Source organism: Nonomuraea sp. NPDC049684, assembly GCF_044465345.1.
GTDB lineage: Bacteria > Actinomycetota > Actinomycetes > Streptosporangiales > Streptosporangiaceae > Nonomuraea.
Window position 1 is genome coordinate 640,532 of sequence record NZ_JBITLO010000003.1, and the last position, 16,535, is coordinate 657,066.

A 16,535-nucleotide genomic window follows, 5' to 3' on the forward strand; every position below is an offset into this window, starting at 1 on the left:
CGGAGAAGGGACCCCGGGGGAGCCCCTTCTCCGTTCGATTCGGTTACGCCTTGGCCAGCGTGCCCAGGTACAGCTCGATGACCTTGGGGTCGTTGGCGAGCTGCCTGCCGGTGCCGGTGTAGGCGTTGCGGCCCTGGTCGAGCACGTAGCCGCGGTGGCAGATCTGCAGGCAGCGGCGGGCGTTCTGCTCCACCATGATCACCGTCACGCCCGCCTTGTTGATCTGCTGGGCCTGGATGAAGACCAGGTCCTGGAGCTTGGGCGACAGGCCCGCCGACGGCTCGTCCAGCAGCAGCACCGACGGCTCAGTCATGAGCGCCCTGGCCATGGCCACCATCTGCCGCTCACCGCCGGACAGGGAGCCCGCGCGCTGCTTGCGCCGCTCCTTGAGGGCCGGGAACAGCTCGGCGACGAACTCGAAGCGCTCCTTGAACTTGCCGGGCACCTGGAAGGCGCCCATCTCCAGGTTCTCCTCGATGGTCAGGCTGGGGAAGACGTTGTTGGTCTGCGGGACGTAGCCGACGCCGCGGGAGACCAGCGAGTGCGCCTTCATGTTCGTGATGTTCTCACCCTTGAGCAGCACCGTGCCGCTGCGGATGTTGACCAGCCCGAACATGGCCTTCAGCAGCGTCGACTTGCCGGCGCCGTTGGGGCCGATGATGCCGATCAGCTCGCCCTCTTTGACGTAGAGGTCGGAGCCGTTGAGGATGTTGACGCCCGGCAGGTAGCCGGCGATCAGCTCGTCGCACCGCAGCACGGCGTCTTCGGCGCCTTCCAGGTGCGCGGCGCGGTCGGTGACGGCCGCCTGCGACTCGGGGGCGGCCTCGGGGGCGTCGCTCACTTCTGCGTCTCCTCTTCGATCTCGGCCTCCAGAGCCGCCTCGGCCTCGTGGAGCTGCGACTCCAGTTCGGTGTCCGAGAGCGGGGCGTCGTGGTGGGCGCCGAGGTAGGCGTCGATCACGCGCTCGTCCGACATGATCGTGTCGGGCGGGCCCTCGGCGATCACGGCGCCCTGCGCCATGACGATCACCCAGTCGCTGATGTCGCGGACCATGTCCATGTCGTGCTCGACGAACAGCACCGTCATGCCCTGCTCGCGCAGGTCCTTGACGTGGCCGAGCAGCGACTGGGTCAGGGCCGGGTTCACGCCCGCCATGGGCTCGTCCAGCATGACCAGCTCCGGCTGGACCATGAGGGCGCGGGCCATCTCCAGCAGCTTGCGCTGGCCGCCGGACAGCGAGCCGGCGAAGTCGTCCCGCTTGGCGCCCAGCTTGAAGCGTTCGAGGAGCTCCTCGGCGCGGGCGGTGATCTCGTCCTCCTGGCCGCGCCACATCGACGGGATGAGCGCCCGCCAGAACGTCTCGCCCTTCTGCCGCTGGGCGCCCAGGCGCATGTTCTCCATGACGGTCAGGCGGGACAGCGCCTTGGTGAGCTGGAAGGTGCGCACCATGCCGGCGCGGGCGACCTTGTGGGCCGGCACCCCGCTCATGCTGCGCCCGTTGAACGTCCACGAGCCGGAGTCGGCGGTGTCGAAGCCGGTGAGCTGGTTGAAGAACGTCGTCTTGCCGGCGCCGTTGGGGCCGATCAGCGCGGTGATGGAACCCCGCTGGATCTCGACGTGGGCGACCTCGACCGCGGTCAGGCCGCCGAAGCGGCGCACGACGTTGTCGACGGTGAGGATCGGGTCCGGCTTCGGCACGCCCGGGTCGCGGGCCAGGTCCTTGAAGGCGGCCAGCGCCGCGGCCTTGCGCTCGGTGGCCGTGGTTTCAGCGTGCATTGATTGCTATCTCCCTCTTGTCGCCGAAGATGCCCTGTGGCCGGAAGATGAGCAACAGGACGAGACCCAGGCCGACCAGGATCCAGCGGACGGCGCCCACCTGGTTCGTGTCCATGAAGGTGATGATCCCGGCGCCGACGGCCTCGGACAGCACGCCGTAGATCAGGACGAGCAGCACCCAGAAGATCGACGCGCCCACGACGGGCCCGAGCACGCGGGCGGCGCCGCCCAGGATGACCATCGTGTACGCGTAGAACGTGGTCTCGGTGCCGAAGATGTCCGGCTGGACCGAGGCGTAGGCCAGGCCGTAGATGAAGCCGCCCAGGCAGCCCACGACGCCGCCCAGGATGAGCGACTGCATCTTGTAGGAGAAGACGTTCTTGCCGAGGCTGCGCACGGCGTCCTCGTCCTCGCGGATGGCCTTGAGCACGCGGCCCCACGGGCTCTTCATCAGCAGGTAGACCAGCCCGCAGCACAGGGCGATGAGCACCCAGCCGACGGTCAGCACCCACAGCACCCGGTGGTTGAAGAACAGGGGGACCGAGCCGAGGTTGAAGCCGTACTGGCCCTCGGGGTAGGGGTTGAGCGCGTAGAAGCCGTCGGAGAAGCCGCGCTGGCCGTCCGAGCCGCCGAAGACGCTCTTGAACGCCACCGAGCGGAACACCAGCCGGACGATCTCGGCCGCCGCGATCGTCACGATGGCCAGGTAGTCGGCGCGCAGCTGGAGGGTCGGGATGCCGAGCAGGATCGCCAGGAGCACCGCGGCGAGCAGGCCGACGATGATGCCGACCCAGAACGGCAGGCCCATGACGGTGACGGTGACGGCCAGGCCGTAGCCGGCCACGCCCATGAACGCCGCCTGGCCGAAGTTGAGCAGGCCGGTGTAGCCGAATTGGATGTTGATGCCGATCGCGGCGAGCGCGTACAGCACGGTCTCGACGCCGACCGCGGACTTCAGCGTCGTGCTGATGATCGTGATCCAGTCCATTCTGATCCTCCCCCGATCAGCCGATTCGCTCGCGGCGGCCCAGGATGCCCTGGGGCCGGACGAGGAGCACGATGATGAGCACGACCAGCGCGCCGACGCTCTTGAGCTCCGGCGGCACCCACAGGGTCGAGACCTGGATGAACAGGCCGACCACCAGCGAGCCGACCAGCGCGCCGAAGGCGGTGCCGAGCCCGCCGAGCGTGACGCCGGCGAAGATGAGCAGCAGGATGTCCTGGCCCATCGTGTACTTCAGGTTCTGGGAGAGCCCGAGCATGATGCCGGCCAGCGCCGCGATGGCGCCGCCCAGGGTCCAGATGATCCGGATGACCCGGTCGACGTTGATGCCGGACGAGGCCGCGAGCGCGGGGTTGTCCGACACGGCCCTGGCCGCCTTGCCGGTACGGGTGCGCAGCAGCGCGAAGCCGACCAGGAGCAGCACGGCCAGCTCGATGCCCATCGCCACGAAGTTCTTGGGCGCCGCGGAGATCGGCCCGAACTGGACGCCCGGCTGGGCCGTGTACTGGGCGTAGGCCTCGTTCTGGCCGCCGAAGAAGATCAGCATGACGTAGCGCATGACCAGCGCGACGCCGATGGAGACGATCATCATGGCGACGATGCCGGTGCCCCGCCTGCGCAGCTGGCCCCAGAACAGGCGGTCCTGGGCGTAGCCGAACGCGCCGCCCAGCGCCACCGCGAGCACCGCGGCGGGGATGAGATGGAGCCCGAAGCCCACGTTGAACATGTAGGCCAGCACCGCGCCGAGCGTGACCAGCTCGCCGTGGGCGAAGTTGGTCAGGCCGGTCGTGCCGTAGATCAGCGACAGGCCGAGCGCGGCCAGGGCGATGATCAGGCCGAGGTTGAGCCCTTCGAAGGCGAGCTGCGCCGCGGTGTCCCAGAAGGTGGCCGCCCCGCTCTCCTCGTCTCCCTGGGGCTGGCCGGCGACGCCCTTGGCCTGCAACGCGAACAGCACGGTCGAGCAGTTGCCCTCGAAGACGGTCGGGGTGCGGACGTTGCTGCCACCGCGCACCTCGGCGTTCTTCGGAAGGGAGTTCGGGTCAAGGGTGACCTTGAACTTGCCCTTGTCGGTAGGAACTTCCCACGTGCCCTGTGCGTTTGTTGTGACCTCCTTGACGGGTTGTCCGCCCTCGGTGGTCACGGCGATTTTGACGCCGTTCACTGGCTGGCCTTGGAGTTTGAGCGTCCCCTTCAAGCCCTGGCATCCGGCCGGCCCCGCCTGCGCGGGACTGGCCAGCAGGAAGATGAGTCCACCCAGGAAGGCCGTGAACGCGATCACGGCTCTGCGCAATGGTGCTCCCTCAAATAGGTCAAGGCGGGGTTGTACCCCTCCATCTCGACACGCGCGCATCGCAGGCACAACTGGGATGCAATGGCGGGAGCTTATTCCGCAGACGCCCGTTTCAGCATGGTTCGTCACCAATTAGTGACATGCGTGTGCCACACATGTGAGCAAACAACGCGGCAGGTCAGGGGCTAAATGAGGGAAGACGCCTGGCCGGGCCGAAAACGAAACGGTAACGATGGGGAGAAAACGTGAACGAGCCCGCGGAGCGGCCTTTGGGGCCATGTAGGGCTTCCCCGGCCGTACACGTTATCTACCGGGCCTCCCCGCGGGCTCTGTTCGGACAACCGTAGCGATCGATGGGGCCGCTGCGCAAAGGTTCGGTCAAAGTGACGTCAGGGGCGCTGGTCGCGCAGCATGCACGTCAAGCGGGAGGTGCACACCCGCCGTCCCTCCTCGTCGGTGATCTCGATGTCGTACGTCGCCAAAGTGCGTCCGCCGTGCAACCTCGTCGCGACCCCCGTCACGTACCCGGAGGTCGCCGAGCGGTGGTGGGTGGCGTTGATCTCGATGCCGACGGCGATGCGGCCGGGGCCGGCGTGGATCGCCGCGGCCACCGAGCCCAGCGTCTCGGCCAGCACCGCCGACGCGCCGCCGTGCAGCAGGCCGTAGGGCTGGGTGTTGCCCTCGACCGGCATCCTGCCGACGACGCGCTCGGGCCCGGCCTCGACGAACTCGATGCCCATGCGGTGGGCCAGCGTGCCCTCGTGCACCGCGCCGTAGGCGGAGAAGTCGAGAGGATCGGTCTGCGTCAAGGGGATGTCTCCACTCTTCCGAGCTCGGGTTTTCTGTCGTTGACGCAGACTAGGCTGCGTACGTGCCGAAGAGTGAAGTGACCCCCAGCCGCCCGTGCCTGTTGCTGCTTGACGGGCATTCCCTGGCCTACCGCGCCTTCTACGCGCTCAAAGACGCCAACCTCATGACCACCGACGGTCAGCACACCGAGGCGGTCTACGGGTTCACCTCGATGCTGACGAACATCCTGCGCGACGAGCAGCCGACGCACGTGGCGGTGGCCTTCGACCGGTCGGAGCCGACGTTCCGCCACGAGGAGTACTCCGACTACAAGGCCAACCGGAGCGAGACCCCCGAAGACTTCCGCGGCCAGATGCAGCTCATCTACGAGCTGCTCGACACGCTGCGCATCCCGCATCTGTCCAAGGCGGGCTTCGAGGCCGACGACCTCATCGCCACCCTGGCCACTCGCGCGGCCGCCGAGGGCATGAACGTCCTGATCGTCACCGGCGACCGCGACGCCCTGCAGCTCGTCGACGAGCACGTCACCGTGCTGATGACCCGCCGCGGCATCAGCGACATGACCCGGTTCACCCCCGAGGCGGTCGAGGAGAAGTACGGCCTGACCCCGGCCCAGTACCCCGACTTCGCCGCCCTGCGCGGCGACCCCAGCGACAACCTGCTGTCCATCCCCAGCGTCGGCGAGAAGACCGCGGCCAAGTGGGTGCGCGAGTTCGGCTCCCTCACCGCGCTGGTCGACCGCGTCGACGAGGTCAAGGGCAAGGTCGGCGACAAGCTGCGCGAGCACGTCGCCCAGGTGCTGATGAACCGCCGCCTGACCGAGCTGCTGCGCGACGTGCCGCTCGACGTCGCGCTCGGCGACCTCACCCAGGGGGCGTGGGAGCGCGAGGAGATCAACAAGCTGTTCGACACCCTGCAGATCCGCGGCGAGCTGCGCGAGCGCGTCTTCAAGGTGCTCGGCACCGGCGAGGCGGAGCCCGAGCAGGGCTTCGAGGTCGAGACCGTCATCCTCGGCCCCGACCGGGTGGCCGGCTGGCTGGCGGCGCTCCCGCAGGGCCGCGCCGGGCTGGCCTTCAAGGGCTCCTACGGCAGCGGCTCGGGCCGCATCGACGGCATCGCCGTCGCCTCGCCCGACGGCACCGCCGCCCACATCGACCCCGTCAAGCTCACCGAGGCCGACGAGGCGGCGCTGCGGGCCTGGCTGGGCGACGAGAGCAGGCTTAAGGCCGTCCACGACGCCAAGGGCCCGATCCTGGCCCTGTGGGCCCAGGGCATGGAGCTGCGCGGCCTGAGCTGCGACACCGCGCTGGCCGCCTACCTCGCCATGCCGGGCCAGCGCACGTTCGCGCTTGAGGACCTGGCCAGGCGCTACCTCCACCGCGACCTGCGGGCCGAGGAGGAGTCCGGCGGCCAGGCCGCCCTGTTCGGCGACGACGAGGACGCGCCGGCCAAAGACCTCGCGCTGCGCGCCCACGCCGTGCGCGAGCTGGCCGACTCCCTGGAGGGCTTCCTGGCCGGCCGCGGCGGCACCCAGCTCCTGGCCGACGTCGAGCTGCCGCTGCTGTCGGTGCTGGCCGGGATGGAGCGGGCCGGCATCGCCGTCGACAGCGAGTACTTCGCGGGCCTGGAGGCCGAGTTCGGCGCCGCGGTCAAGCACGCCGTGGAGGAGGCCCACCGCTCCGTCGGCGAGCAGTTCAACCTGGGCTCGCCCAAGCAGCTCCAGGAGATCCTGTTCACCCGGCTCAACCTGCCGAAGACCAAGAAGATCAAGACCGGCTACAGCACCGACGCCGACCAGCTCGCCTGGCTCGCCACCCAGACCGAGCACGAGCTGCCGACGATCATGCTGCGCCACCGCGACCAGCAGAAGCTGCGCACCACGGTCGAGGGCCTGATCAAGGAGGTCGGCGACGACGGGCGCATCCACACCACGTTCAACCAGATCATCGCCGCCACCGGCCGCCTGTCGTCGGAGAAGCCCAACCTGCAGAACATCCCGATCCGCACCGCCGAGGGCCGCCGCATCCGGCAGGGCTTCGTGGTCGGCGAGGGCTACGAGCGGCTGCTGACGGCCGACTACAGCCAGATCGAGCTGCGCATCATGGCCCACCTGTCCGGCGACGAGTCGCTGATCGAGGCCTTCGAGTCCGGCCACGACTTCCACCAGGCCACCGCGGCGCGGGTGTTCGACCTGCCGCCCGAGCAGATCGACAGCGAGCTGCGGGCGCGCATCAAGGCGATGAACTACGGCCTGGCCTACGGCCTGTCCGACTTCGGCCTGTCCGGGCAGCTCAACATCCCGGTCTCGGAGGCGCGGGCGCTGAAGGAGGAGTACTTCACCGAGTTCGGCGGCGTGCGCGACTTCCTGCAGGCCATCGTGGCCCAGGCGCGCACCGACGGCTACACCGAGACGATCATGGGCCGCCGCCGCTACCTGCCCGACCTGACCAGCGACAACCGCCAGCGCAGGGAGATGGCCGAGCGCATGGCGCTCAACGCCCCCATCCAGGGCTCGGCGGCCGACATCATCAAGGTCGCCATGCTCCACGTCCACCAGGCCATCGCCGAGGAGGGGCTGGCCTCGCGGATGTTGCTGCAGGTCCACGACGAGCTGGTGTTCGAGGTCGCGCCGGGCGAGCTGGAGACGCTGCGGCAGCTCGTGTGCGACCAGATGAACGCCGCCTACCACCTGCGCGTCCCGCTGGAGGTCTCGGTGGGCGTCGGGCGTACGTGGCAGGACGCCGGCCACTGACGATGTTTATCCCGACACGGCGGGGCAGTTCGACATATCGCGAACGGCGAGGCCCCGCCGTCTCCGGGGCATCTCGTCTACGCTGAAGACAGTTTTGGCCGAGATGCCGGGAGATTTGTGCGGGTACCAGCGTCCTATACGCGGATCATCGCAATCGCGAACGTGGCCGTGGTGAGCGTGGCCGTCGTGGGGCTGAGCCTCTTACCCGACGGTGACACTCCTACTACCCAGGCGTCGGCCCGGGTCGGCGTGATCGCCCCCGTCTCGCCCCCGCAGGGGCAGCCGCAGGACGCCTCCCAGCCTCCCGGCGTGGTCGCCACCCCCGACTTCGCCCGGCAGGTGCGCGCCAACGAGGCGGGCCTGGTGCCGGTCATCATGTACCACCGGATCCTGCGCAAGCGCGTGGCCTCCATCGACCGCACCCCCGGCCAGCTCAGGCAGGAGCTGGAGAAGCTGGCCAGGCAGGGCTACGTGCCCATCACGGCCAGGGAGTTCGCCACCGGCGACATCCGGGTGCCGGCCGGGCGGTTCCCGGTCGTGCTGACGTTCGACGACGGTCATCCGAGCCACTTCGCGCTCGACGACTCGGGCAACCCCAAGCCCGACACCGCCGTCGGCGTGATCCTCGACGTGGCCAATCGTTACCCCTCGTTCCGGCCGGCCGCGACGTTCTGGATCACCCGTGAGCCGTTCGGGCTGCGCGACCAGGAGCGGCAGGCGGCGGCGGTGCGGTGGCTGGTCGATCACGGCTTCGAGGTCGCCAACCACACCTGGTCCCATCCGGACCTGCGGCGGCTGGGCAAGAAGAAGGTGCGCGAGCAGATCGTCCGGCTGGAGCGCCTGCTCAAGAAGCTGGGGGCGCCGCCGGACAAGACCTTGGCCCTGCCGTACGGGTCGGTGCCGCGACCCAAGAAGCTCGCCCGTACCGGCTCCTGGGACGGGACCCGCTATGATTTCGCGGGCGTGTTCCTCGCCGGGGCCCAGCCGTCCCTTTCGCCCTTCGCGAAAAACTTCGACCGTGGGGCGATCCAGCGGATCCAGAGCAACGGCAAGCGGGGAGAGTGCCGCAAGTGGTGCTCGCAGTACTGGCTGGAGTGGCTGAACAAGCACCCTGGCGAGCGCTACGTGTCGGACGGCGACCCCACGCGGATCTCCGTCCCGCGCAAACTACGGGGTAATATCAACCCCAAGCGGGAGTCCCAGATCATCGCGTACTGATGTGCCTCCGGATTGACCCCGCGGCCAAGGTCTCATATGCTGATCGCTGCGCTGTGGGCTCGCGCGCGCCTCAGACGGAGCGGGCTCGCGCTCGGTCACGTCGATGTCGTAATTCCTCGGCTTGATGCGGAAGAGGGCCTGCCGCGCACGCCACATCGACATCTGTCCGCGTTCGGAGCAATTCCACACATGACGTCCAGCACTGAGGCCACCTCGAGCACCCCGCAGGTAGCGGTCAACGACATCGGGTCCGAGGAAGCCTTCCTCGCCGCGATCGACGAGACCATCAAATACTTCAACGACGGCGACATCGTCGAGGGCACCGTCGTCAAGGTCGATCGAGACGAGGTCCTTCTCGACATCGGCTACAAGACCGAGGGTGTCATCCCCTCGCGCGAGCTTTCGATCAAGCACGATGTCGACCCTGCTGACGTCGTGGAGGTCGGGGAGCACGTCGAGGCCCTTGTTCTCCAGAAGGAGGACAAAGAGGGCCGCCTGATCCTGTCCAAGAAGCGCGCGCAGTACGAGCGCGCCTGGGGCACGATCGAGAAGATCAAGGACGAGGACGGCATCGTCACCGGTACCGTCATCGAGGTCGTCAAGGGTGGTCTCATCCTCGACATCGGCCTGCGCGGCTTCCTCCCCGCCTCCCTGGTCGAGATGCGACGGGTCCGCGACCTGCAGCCGTACGTCGGCCGCGAGCTCGAGGCGAAGATCATCGAACTCGACAAGAACCGCAACAACGTGGTTCTCTCCCGCCGCGCCTGGCTGGAGCAGACGCAGTCCGAGGTTCGCCAGACGTTCCTCAACACCCTGCAGAAGGGCCAGGTCCGCAAGGGCGTCGTCTCCTCGATCGTCAACTTCGGCGCCTTCGTCGACCTCGGCGGGGTCGACGGTCTGGTCCACGTGTCCGAGCTGTCCTGGAAGCACATCGACCACCCGTCCGAGGTCGTCGAGGTGGGCCAGGAGGTCACGGTCGAGGTCCTCGACGTCGACATGGAGCGCGAGCGCGTCTCCCTGTCGCTCAAGGCCACGCAGGAAGACCCGTGGCAGCAGTTCGCCCGTACCCACCAGATCGGCCAGGTCGTGCCGGGCCGCGTCACCAAGCTGGTGCCGTTCGGTGCGTTCGTCCGGGTCGAGGAGGGCATCGAGGGCCTGGTCCACATCTCCGAGCTGGCCGAGCGCCACGTGGAGATCCCGGAGCAGGTCGTCCAGGTCGGCGACGAGATCTTCGTGAAGATCATCGACATCGACCTCGACCGTCGTCGCATCAGCCTCTCGCTGAAGCAGGCCAACGAGGGTGTCGGCACCGAGGTCGAGTTCGACCCGACCCTCTACGGCATGGCGGCCACGTACGACGACCAGGGCAACTACATCTACCCCGAGGGCTTCGACCCGGAGACCGGGGAGTGGCTCGAGGGCTTCGACAAGCAGCGTGAGGAGTGGGAGCGGCAGTACGCCGAGGCCCAGACGCGCTTCGAGGCTCACCGCAAGCAGATCGAGGAGGCCCGCAAGGCCGAGGCGGAGGCCGGCGAGGCCGCTCCCTCGTCCTACAGCGGCGAGACCGCTCCTCCGTCGGGCAGCTCGTCGTCGGCTCCGGCCAGCGGCGCGCTCGCCTCTGACGAGGCGCTCGCAGCCCTCCGCGAGAAGCTCGCGGGCGGCCAGAGCTAAGGCTCAGCCTTGAAAAGCCCCGCACGGGTTACCCGTGCGGGGCTTTTTCATGCCCTCTTCTCCGGGACGGGCGTGGGGTCCCAAGGGGCTTCCGTGATGCCCTGCGCCTCGGCGTTCCGGAGCCTGCCGCCCAACTCGCGGCCTTGTCGAACCACCTTGCCCGGTACGCCTCAGGCCCGCGTAGGCGGCGCGCCCTGGCCGCTCCCCTCGGCAGCAGCCCGCTGCTGAGACGCAGCCGCACTCAGTGAGGCCGTCGGGGCTCCTTGCGGCGGGCTCGGAGGGGCCGCGCCGGAGATCGAGCGGTGGACGGTGTCGCACAGGGCTGACGCGCGGCCCACCGCGAGGCCCGCCCGCATTCGTCGCCATCCCTACCCCGGCGGGCCCGCCGCCTCCCTCCCCCCACCACCCAAGCCGTCACCGCCGCCCTGCGCCGGCACAGTGGCGTATGAGCGTGCGGTCATCGGGGTGGCCGTCAGCTGCGTTTCACTCGGCCGGCGCCGCCAGGTCCTCGCCGGCTGAACCCGCTTGAGAGTGGTCTGCGGGTGTGGCGACTGCCGCATGGCCCCTGAGAGGGTGATACGCCCGATCTGTCTTTTCCGTCCTCTGGCCCGAGCGGGGTTCTCTAAGGGGTCGGGGAGTCGGTGGCACGGAGAATCGCCGAGCGGGCGCGAGATTTTACCCATCGACCTTTTACGACTTCTCTACCTGCGAAGACGGCCGCTGGGAAACTGGCATGCGGCGGGAGGTACGAGCGTTCGGGGGCGATGCGGTGCGTATGGTTCGGCGCGTGATCCCGATGGTGGCGGCGGTCACCGTCCTGGTCCTGGCGGCAGGCGGGGGAGTCGGGCAGGAGATGCGCCTGATGGCCTCGCCGACCCCGTGGCCGGAACGCGACGCGACCGAGCTCGCGGAGCCGCGACCCGAGACCGCCTGGCCTGAGCAGCCGCGGCAGGACACGGCCGGATCGTCCGGGGCGGAGCTGGGGTCGGCCGGATCGACGGCGTCCGAGCTCGGGACGGCCGGGTCGGCAGCATCGGAGCTCGGGTCAGCCGGAGCAGCCGGGGCAGCCGGCGCGGCGGGGGCGGCAGGGCGGGAGCTGGGGGCGGCCGAGCCGGGGGCGGCGGGTGGGAAGCAGGGCGTCGCCGGGCGGGTGCGGCCGGTGCCAGGGCGGGAGACGCTCGCCTGGTCCGAGTGCGGTGGCGGGCTGCGGTGCGCCACGTTGCCCGTCCCCGCCGACTGGGCCAGGCCGCGCGAGGGCCGCGTGACCGTCCGGCTCGCCATGGTGCCCGCCCAGGACCCGCTGCGGCGGCTCGGCGCTCTTGTGGTCAACACGGGGGCCGAGTCGGTCGTACGAGAGGTCGCAGCGCGGCCGGACACCGTGGGCGAACTGGCCAGATGGTTCGACGTCGTGCTGGTCGAGGCGCGCGGGGCCGGGGATGGGGGGCACGCGGGGGCGTGCCCCCGACCCCGGCCGGACCCGGCCCGGCTGCAGGTGTCCGAGGGGCGGACGGCCTGGCGCGCGTTCGCCCGGGACAACGCCGTCTACGACCGGGCCTGCCGCGCCGCGCTCGGGCCCGCCTACGCCGGGCTGACGTCCTGGCAGGTCGCCCACGACCTCGATGCCGTACGTGCCGCGCTGGGGGAGTCGCGCCTGCGCTACCTCGGCAACGGCTACGGGAGCGTGTACGGGCAGGCGTACCTGGAGCTGTTCCCCGGCCGGGCCGGGCGGATGTACCTGGAGGGGCTGCCCGACCACACCGAGACCGGGCTCGAACGGCGGTTGCTCGCCCATGCCCGCGCCCAGGAGCGGCAGCTCGGGCACTTCCGCGACTGGTGCCGGAACCGTCCCGGCTGCCCGCTCGGCCGCGCGGACGCCGTCCGGGTGTTCGACGGCCTGGTCAGGCGCGCGCCGCTGCGGCTGGGTGGCGGCGGGCGTACGGTGAGCGGGCACGAGATCGCCGCCGCCGTATGGGCTGGCCTCACGCCCGCACGATGGCCGGCGCTCGCCCACGCCCTCTCCAGCGCCCGTACGGGCGACGCCACGAGCCTGGCCGCCCTCCTCCCGGCCCAGCCCCCACAGCCCACCCCTCCCGGCCCAACAGCGGCCACCCCTGGCGCAGGACAGCCGGCCCCCGGGGGTACGGCGGGAGCCCGCCTGGGCGCTGGCCAGGTGCCTCCCGGCCCGATGGGGGCAGTCCCCGGCGCGGGACTGGTGCCTCCTGGTACGGCGGGGGCAGCTCCCGGTGCGGGACAGGCGGCCCCTTCGGGGATGGCGGGAACACCCCTTGGTACAGGGCAGACGCCTCTCGGAACGGCCGCGACCGGGCCCTCTGAGGCGCTGCCGGGGAGGCCGGGGGCGACGCCTCAGAGGATGGTGGGGGCGACCCCTCGGGGCGGGGCGGTAGTTCCTGGAGCGGCGGTTTCTGACACGGCGGCCCCCGGAGCGGTGGCTCCTGGAGTGGCGGCCCCTGGAGTGGCCTCCGGAGCGGTGACCCCTGGAGTGGCGGATGGAGGCGTCGTGTCCGGTGCGGGGGCGGCGTCAGGGACGGTGGGGGCGGTGTCGCAGCCTCGGGAGGCGGTTCCCGGTGCGGTAGGGGGAGTGGCGTCGGAGGTGGGGACGGAGAGTGCTGAGGGGGTCAGGTGGTGTCATGACTTCGGGTTGGCGGTGCCTGGTTATCGACTGTTCCTCCAGGTGGAGGCGCTACTGCGGAAGGAGGCCCCGCGGGTGGGGTGGCTGAGCGGGCGGGCGGAGGTCGGCAGGTGCCTGGGGGTGGCGCGCTCGCCGGGCTGGGCGCCGCACCCGTTGGCGGCCGGGCTCAAGGTGCCCCCGGTGCTGGTCGGCGTGGGACGGCTGGACAACGAGACCCCGTCCTCCGGGGCCGCCCGCGTGGCGGCGCAGATCCCCGGGGCCAGGGTGCTGTGGCACGGGGACGGGCAGGGCGCGTACCTGGCACAGGGCGTGAGCAGGCTGCGCGCCGCCTGCCTGCGTACGAAGGTGCACGACTACCTGGTCAACGGCGTGCTGCCGAAGCCGGGCACGTTCTGCCCGGGCGAGCTCACGGCGGGCAACGCCCCCTAGCAGGCAGGCGCGGGAGGAAGGACCGGGGCCGGGAACCAGGATGCCGGAGGGCCTGGAAGTCGGCGGTGGCGGTGGGAAGGCAGCAGATAGGGTGCTGGCGTGAAGATCGAACGGGCGGTGGCGGCGGACGCGGGCGAGATCCTCACCCTGCAGCGGGCGGCGTACGTGAGCGAGGCCCAGCTCTACGGCGACCCCTACATCCCCCCGCTCGTGGAGTCTCTGGAGCAGGTGCGCAAGGCCGTCGAGACGGGCGTCGTCCTCAAGGCCGTGGACGCCGGCCGGATCGTCGGCGCAGTGCGTGGGCAGGTGGCCGGCACCACCTGCCTGGTCGGGCGGCTCGTGGTCGCGCCCGACCGCCAGGGCCAGGGGCTCGGTACGGCGCTGCTCGCGGCGCTGCACGAGCAGATTCCGGAGGCGGGGGCGTTCGACCTGTTCACAGGGCATCTGTCGGAGGGGAACCTGCGGCTGTACCGGCGGCTCGGCTACCGCGAGACCCGGCGCGAGCGGATGGACGACCACCTCACCTTGATCCACTTGCGCCGCAGCCCGGCCTGATCGTTTCCCCGGCGCGGCCTTCCCCGCGACGGCGCAGTCCCTACCCTGCCCTCGCAACCGACAAGGGCGAGGCGCCCCGGCGAAGAACGATGGCATGGGCGCTTCGGCCCAGAACGGCGTCGCGGGCGCTCCGGCTCAGAACGGCGGTGCGGGCATGCCCGCTGTCTGCGCGGCGAGTCCGGCGGCGTCTTGGCCACGGGCGCGCAGGTCTTCCATTCGGGCCGGTTCGGCCTCGCCTCGCCCGACGCCGCCCTCAGCAAGCTCCCCGCCCGGTGACCCTGCCCGGGCCGGGACCGATCGCCCCGGGCAGGGTCAGCCGTTCAGTGACCTTCGTACGGCGGCGTCCACGAGCTGGTGGACCTCCTGCTCGCTGAAGATGTCCGGCAGGGTCAGCCGTTCGACGATGAGCCAGTTCAGGGCGAGGTAGAGCAAAACCACCGAGGTCGAGTCGCCGGGCAGGCCCGACGTCGCGTGGTAGCCGATGTTGGCGTCGATGTCCTCGCGGATGCGCTTGGTGAGCACGGCGCGCAGCTCAGGACGCCGGGTGGACTCCAGCCGCAGTTCGAGCAGGGCCAGGTAGCCGGAGTTGAAGGCGGTGATCCGGTCCACCAGCTCGTGCATGAGCTCGGCGTAGCGGGTCTCGTCCTGGACGCCTTCCTGGCCGCGGGCGAGCGTGGCCGCGTCGGGCAGCAGGCGTTCGTAGATGCGTCCGCCTGCCTGGGTGAACAGGTCGTCGCGGCTGGCGAAGTAGTTGGAGGCCGTGCCGGGAGGCACGGCCGCCTCGGCGTCGACGGCCCGGAACGTCAGCCCGCGCGCTCCCTCCCTGGCCAGCACCTCGATGGCCGCGTCGATCAGCGCCTGCCTCCGCTCGGGGTTCTTCCGCACTTGACACCACTCCAGACGTAGTACTACGTTCAAACCACTCCACTCATAGTACTACAGCGGGAGTTGCTGCGAATGCGAAAGCTCGTCTACTACATCGGCGTGTCCCTCGACGGCTACATCGCCGGGCCCGGCGCCGAGTTCGACTTCTACCCCGTGTCCGCCGAGATGGCCGAGTGGATCAACACCCGCTATCCCGAGACGCTGCCCACCCACATCCGCCGGCTCGTCGGCCTTGAGGGCGTGCCCAACAAGGTGTTCGACACCCTGGTGATGGGCCGCGGCACCTTCGAGCCGGCCCTGGAGGTGCCCACCACCAGCCCGTACTCCCACCTGCGCCAGTACGTCGTCTCCAGCACGCTGACGATCGACGACCCCACGGTGCACGTGGAGAAGGGCGACCCGATCGAGCTCGTCCGGCGGCTGAAGGCCGAGGACACCGGCATGGACATCTACCTCTGCGGCGGCGGCAGGCTCGCCGGCTCGCTGCTCCCGGAGATCGACGAGATCATCCTCAAGCGCTACCCCGTGGTGGCGGGGGCGGGCATCTCCATGTTCTCCGGCCGCTTCAGCCCCACCCTGTTCACCCCCACCAGGCGCGAGTCCTTCGACAACGGCGCCCAGGTCACCTGGCTCACCCGGGCCTGACACACACCCCCGAGGAGGAAAACGTATGCGAATCAAACTTCCCGCCACGATCACCCAGGCCAGGTCCGGCCGGCCGGCCCGCTCTCCGGAGCGGCACGACCAGCAGCCGCGCGACCTCAAGCCCGCGGGCCGGCTCACGGGCCCGGCCTATCTCTCCCGCCGCCCGACCGCCGCGCCACGCCGCGGCGGCTACTGAGCGAGCCGCCGGGATGACCGGGTACGCCGGGATGGGTAGTCTTTTCCGGTGCTGAAGATTGGGCTCACCGGCGGCATCGGCTCCGGCAAGAGCGAGGTGTCCAAGCGGCTGTCGGCCAGGGGCGCCGTCGTCATCGACGCCGACAAGATCGCGCGAGAGGTGGTCGAGCCCGGCACGGTGGGGCTGTCCCGGGTGGTGGCCGCGTTCGGGGAAGGGGTGCTGCGCCCCGACGGCTCGCTGAACCGGGAGCGGCTGGGCTCGGTGGTCTTCGCCGACCCCGACCGGCTGGCCGCGCTCAACGCCATCGTGCATCCGCTGGTGGGGGAGCGGGTGGCCGAGCTGCAGGGCCAGGCCGCCGACGACGCGATCGTGGTCTACGACGTGCCGCTGCTCGTGGAGAACAAGCTGGCGCCCATGTACGACCTGGTGATCGTGGTCGACGCGGCCGACGAGGTGCGCATCCGGCGCCTGGCCGACCATCGCGGCATGCCGGAGGCCGACGCCAAGGCCCGCATCGCCGCCCAGGCGAGCCGGGAGGACCGCCTGGCCGCCGCCGACCTGGTGATCCCCAACGAGGGCTCGCTCGACGACCTGGAGGCCCGGGTCGAGGAGGTCTGGCACGAGCTCGTCCGCCGCGCCGCCCGCGGCTAGCCG

At 70.3% G+C, this 16,535-nt stretch carries 14 protein-coding genes; 8 read left to right on the forward strand and 6 right to left on the reverse strand.

Features of this window, described 5'->3' with window-relative positions; all coding sequences use genetic code 11:
- Positions 1-43: 43 nt before the first annotated feature.
- The 5 genes from ACIBST_RS13270 to ACIBST_RS13290 all read right to left on the reverse strand — a co-directional run bounded on the left by ACIBST_RS13270 (position 44) and on the right by ACIBST_RS13290 (position 4,810).
- Entirely contained in the window at positions 44-841 is a 798-nt protein-coding gene (locus tag ACIBST_RS13270) for an ABC transporter ATP-binding protein (protein ID WP_358293829.1), read from the reverse strand.
- Positions 838-1,776 carry an ABC transporter ATP-binding protein gene (locus ACIBST_RS13275; protein ID WP_397171467.1) on the reverse strand — a complete coding sequence of 313 codons (939 nt, stop codon included), beginning with the start codon at positions 1,774-1,776 and terminating at the stop codon, positions 838-840. The genes ACIBST_RS13270 and ACIBST_RS13275 overlap by 4 nt, the downstream gene beginning before the upstream one ends.
- The gene (locus ACIBST_RS13280) at positions 1,766-2,764 is read right to left on the reverse strand and encodes a branched-chain amino acid ABC transporter permease (protein ID WP_352358296.1); all 999 of its coding nucleotides are present in this window, start codon (positions 2,762-2,764) and stop codon (positions 1,766-1,768) included. Before ACIBST_RS13280 ends, ACIBST_RS13275 begins: the two co-directional genes overlap by 11 nt.
- Before the next feature lie 16 nt (positions 2,765-2,780).
- The gene (locus ACIBST_RS13285) at positions 2,781-3,941 is read right to left on the reverse strand and encodes a branched-chain amino acid ABC transporter permease (RefSeq protein ID WP_397171469.1); all 1,161 of its coding nucleotides are present in this window, start codon (positions 3,939-3,941) and stop codon (positions 2,781-2,783) included.
- A gap of 518 nt (positions 3,942-4,459) precedes the next feature.
- A complete protein-coding gene (locus ACIBST_RS13290) occupies positions 4,460-4,810 on the reverse strand; it encodes a PaaI family thioesterase (RefSeq protein ID WP_387645449.1) in 351 nt (116 codons plus the stop codon).
- A gap of 131 nt (positions 4,811-4,941) precedes the next feature.
- Here ACIBST_RS13290 and polA point away from each other — a divergent pair, with 131 nt between their 5' ends.
- The 5 genes from polA (at position 4,942) to ACIBST_RS13315 (ending at position 14,155) form a co-directional block, all read left to right on the forward strand.
- The gene (gene polA, locus ACIBST_RS13295) at positions 4,942-7,632 is read left to right on the forward strand and encodes a DNA polymerase I (protein ID WP_397171471.1); all 2,691 of its coding nucleotides are present in this window, start codon (positions 4,942-4,944) and stop codon (positions 7,630-7,632) included.
- A 162-nt stretch (positions 7,633-7,794) separates the two neighbouring features.
- Positions 7,795-8,850 (forward strand): polysaccharide deacetylase family protein, encoded by a 1,056-nt coding sequence (locus ACIBST_RS13300; protein ID WP_397171473.1) that lies wholly within the window; start codon positions 7,795-7,797, stop codon positions 8,848-8,850.
- Between the two features lie 189 nt (positions 8,851-9,039).
- Positions 9,040-10,521: a 30S ribosomal protein S1 gene (gene rpsA, locus ACIBST_RS13305; protein WP_352358288.1), complete on the forward strand. Its 1,482-nt coding sequence runs from the start codon at positions 9,040-9,042 to the stop codon at positions 10,519-10,521.
- Between the two features lie 796 nt (positions 10,522-11,317).
- Positions 11,318-13,600 carry an alpha/beta hydrolase gene (locus ACIBST_RS13310; RefSeq protein WP_397171653.1) on the forward strand — a complete coding sequence of 761 codons (2,283 nt, stop codon included), beginning with the start codon at positions 11,318-11,320 and terminating at the stop codon, positions 13,598-13,600.
- 99 nt (positions 13,601-13,699) lie between these two features.
- Positions 13,700-14,155, forward strand: a complete 456-nt coding sequence (locus ACIBST_RS13315) for a GNAT family N-acetyltransferase (RefSeq protein ID WP_397171474.1) — start codon at positions 13,700-13,702, stop codon at positions 14,153-14,155.
- A 312-nt stretch (positions 14,156-14,467) separates the two neighbouring features.
- On the opposite strand, the gene ACIBST_RS13320 is transcribed toward ACIBST_RS13315, so the two are convergent.
- On the reverse strand, positions 14,468-15,040 hold the full coding sequence (locus ACIBST_RS13320) for a TetR/AcrR family transcriptional regulator (protein WP_397171476.1): 573 nt from the start codon (positions 15,038-15,040) through the stop codon (positions 14,468-14,470).
- A gap of 72 nt (positions 15,041-15,112) precedes the next feature.
- Here ACIBST_RS13320 and ACIBST_RS13325 point away from each other — a divergent pair, with 72 nt between their 5' ends.
- Genes ACIBST_RS13325 through coaE form a run of 3 tightly spaced genes read left to right on the forward strand, consistent with a single transcriptional unit; the run spans position 15,113 to position 16,532 of the window.
- Positions 15,113-15,685, forward strand: a complete 573-nt coding sequence (locus ACIBST_RS13325) for a dihydrofolate reductase family protein (protein WP_397171478.1) — start codon at positions 15,113-15,115, stop codon at positions 15,683-15,685.
- A 25-nt stretch (positions 15,686-15,710) separates the two neighbouring features.
- The gene (locus tag ACIBST_RS13330; RefSeq protein WP_397171479.1) at positions 15,711-15,881 is read left to right on the forward strand and encodes a hypothetical protein; all 171 of its coding nucleotides are present in this window, start codon (positions 15,711-15,713) and stop codon (positions 15,879-15,881) included.
- Positions 15,882-15,929: 48 nt separating this feature from the next.
- Positions 15,930-16,532 (forward strand): dephospho-CoA kinase, encoded by a 603-nt coding sequence (gene coaE, locus ACIBST_RS13335; protein ID WP_397171480.1) that lies wholly within the window; start codon positions 15,930-15,932, stop codon positions 16,530-16,532.
- Positions 16,533-16,535: the final 3 nt, after the last annotated feature.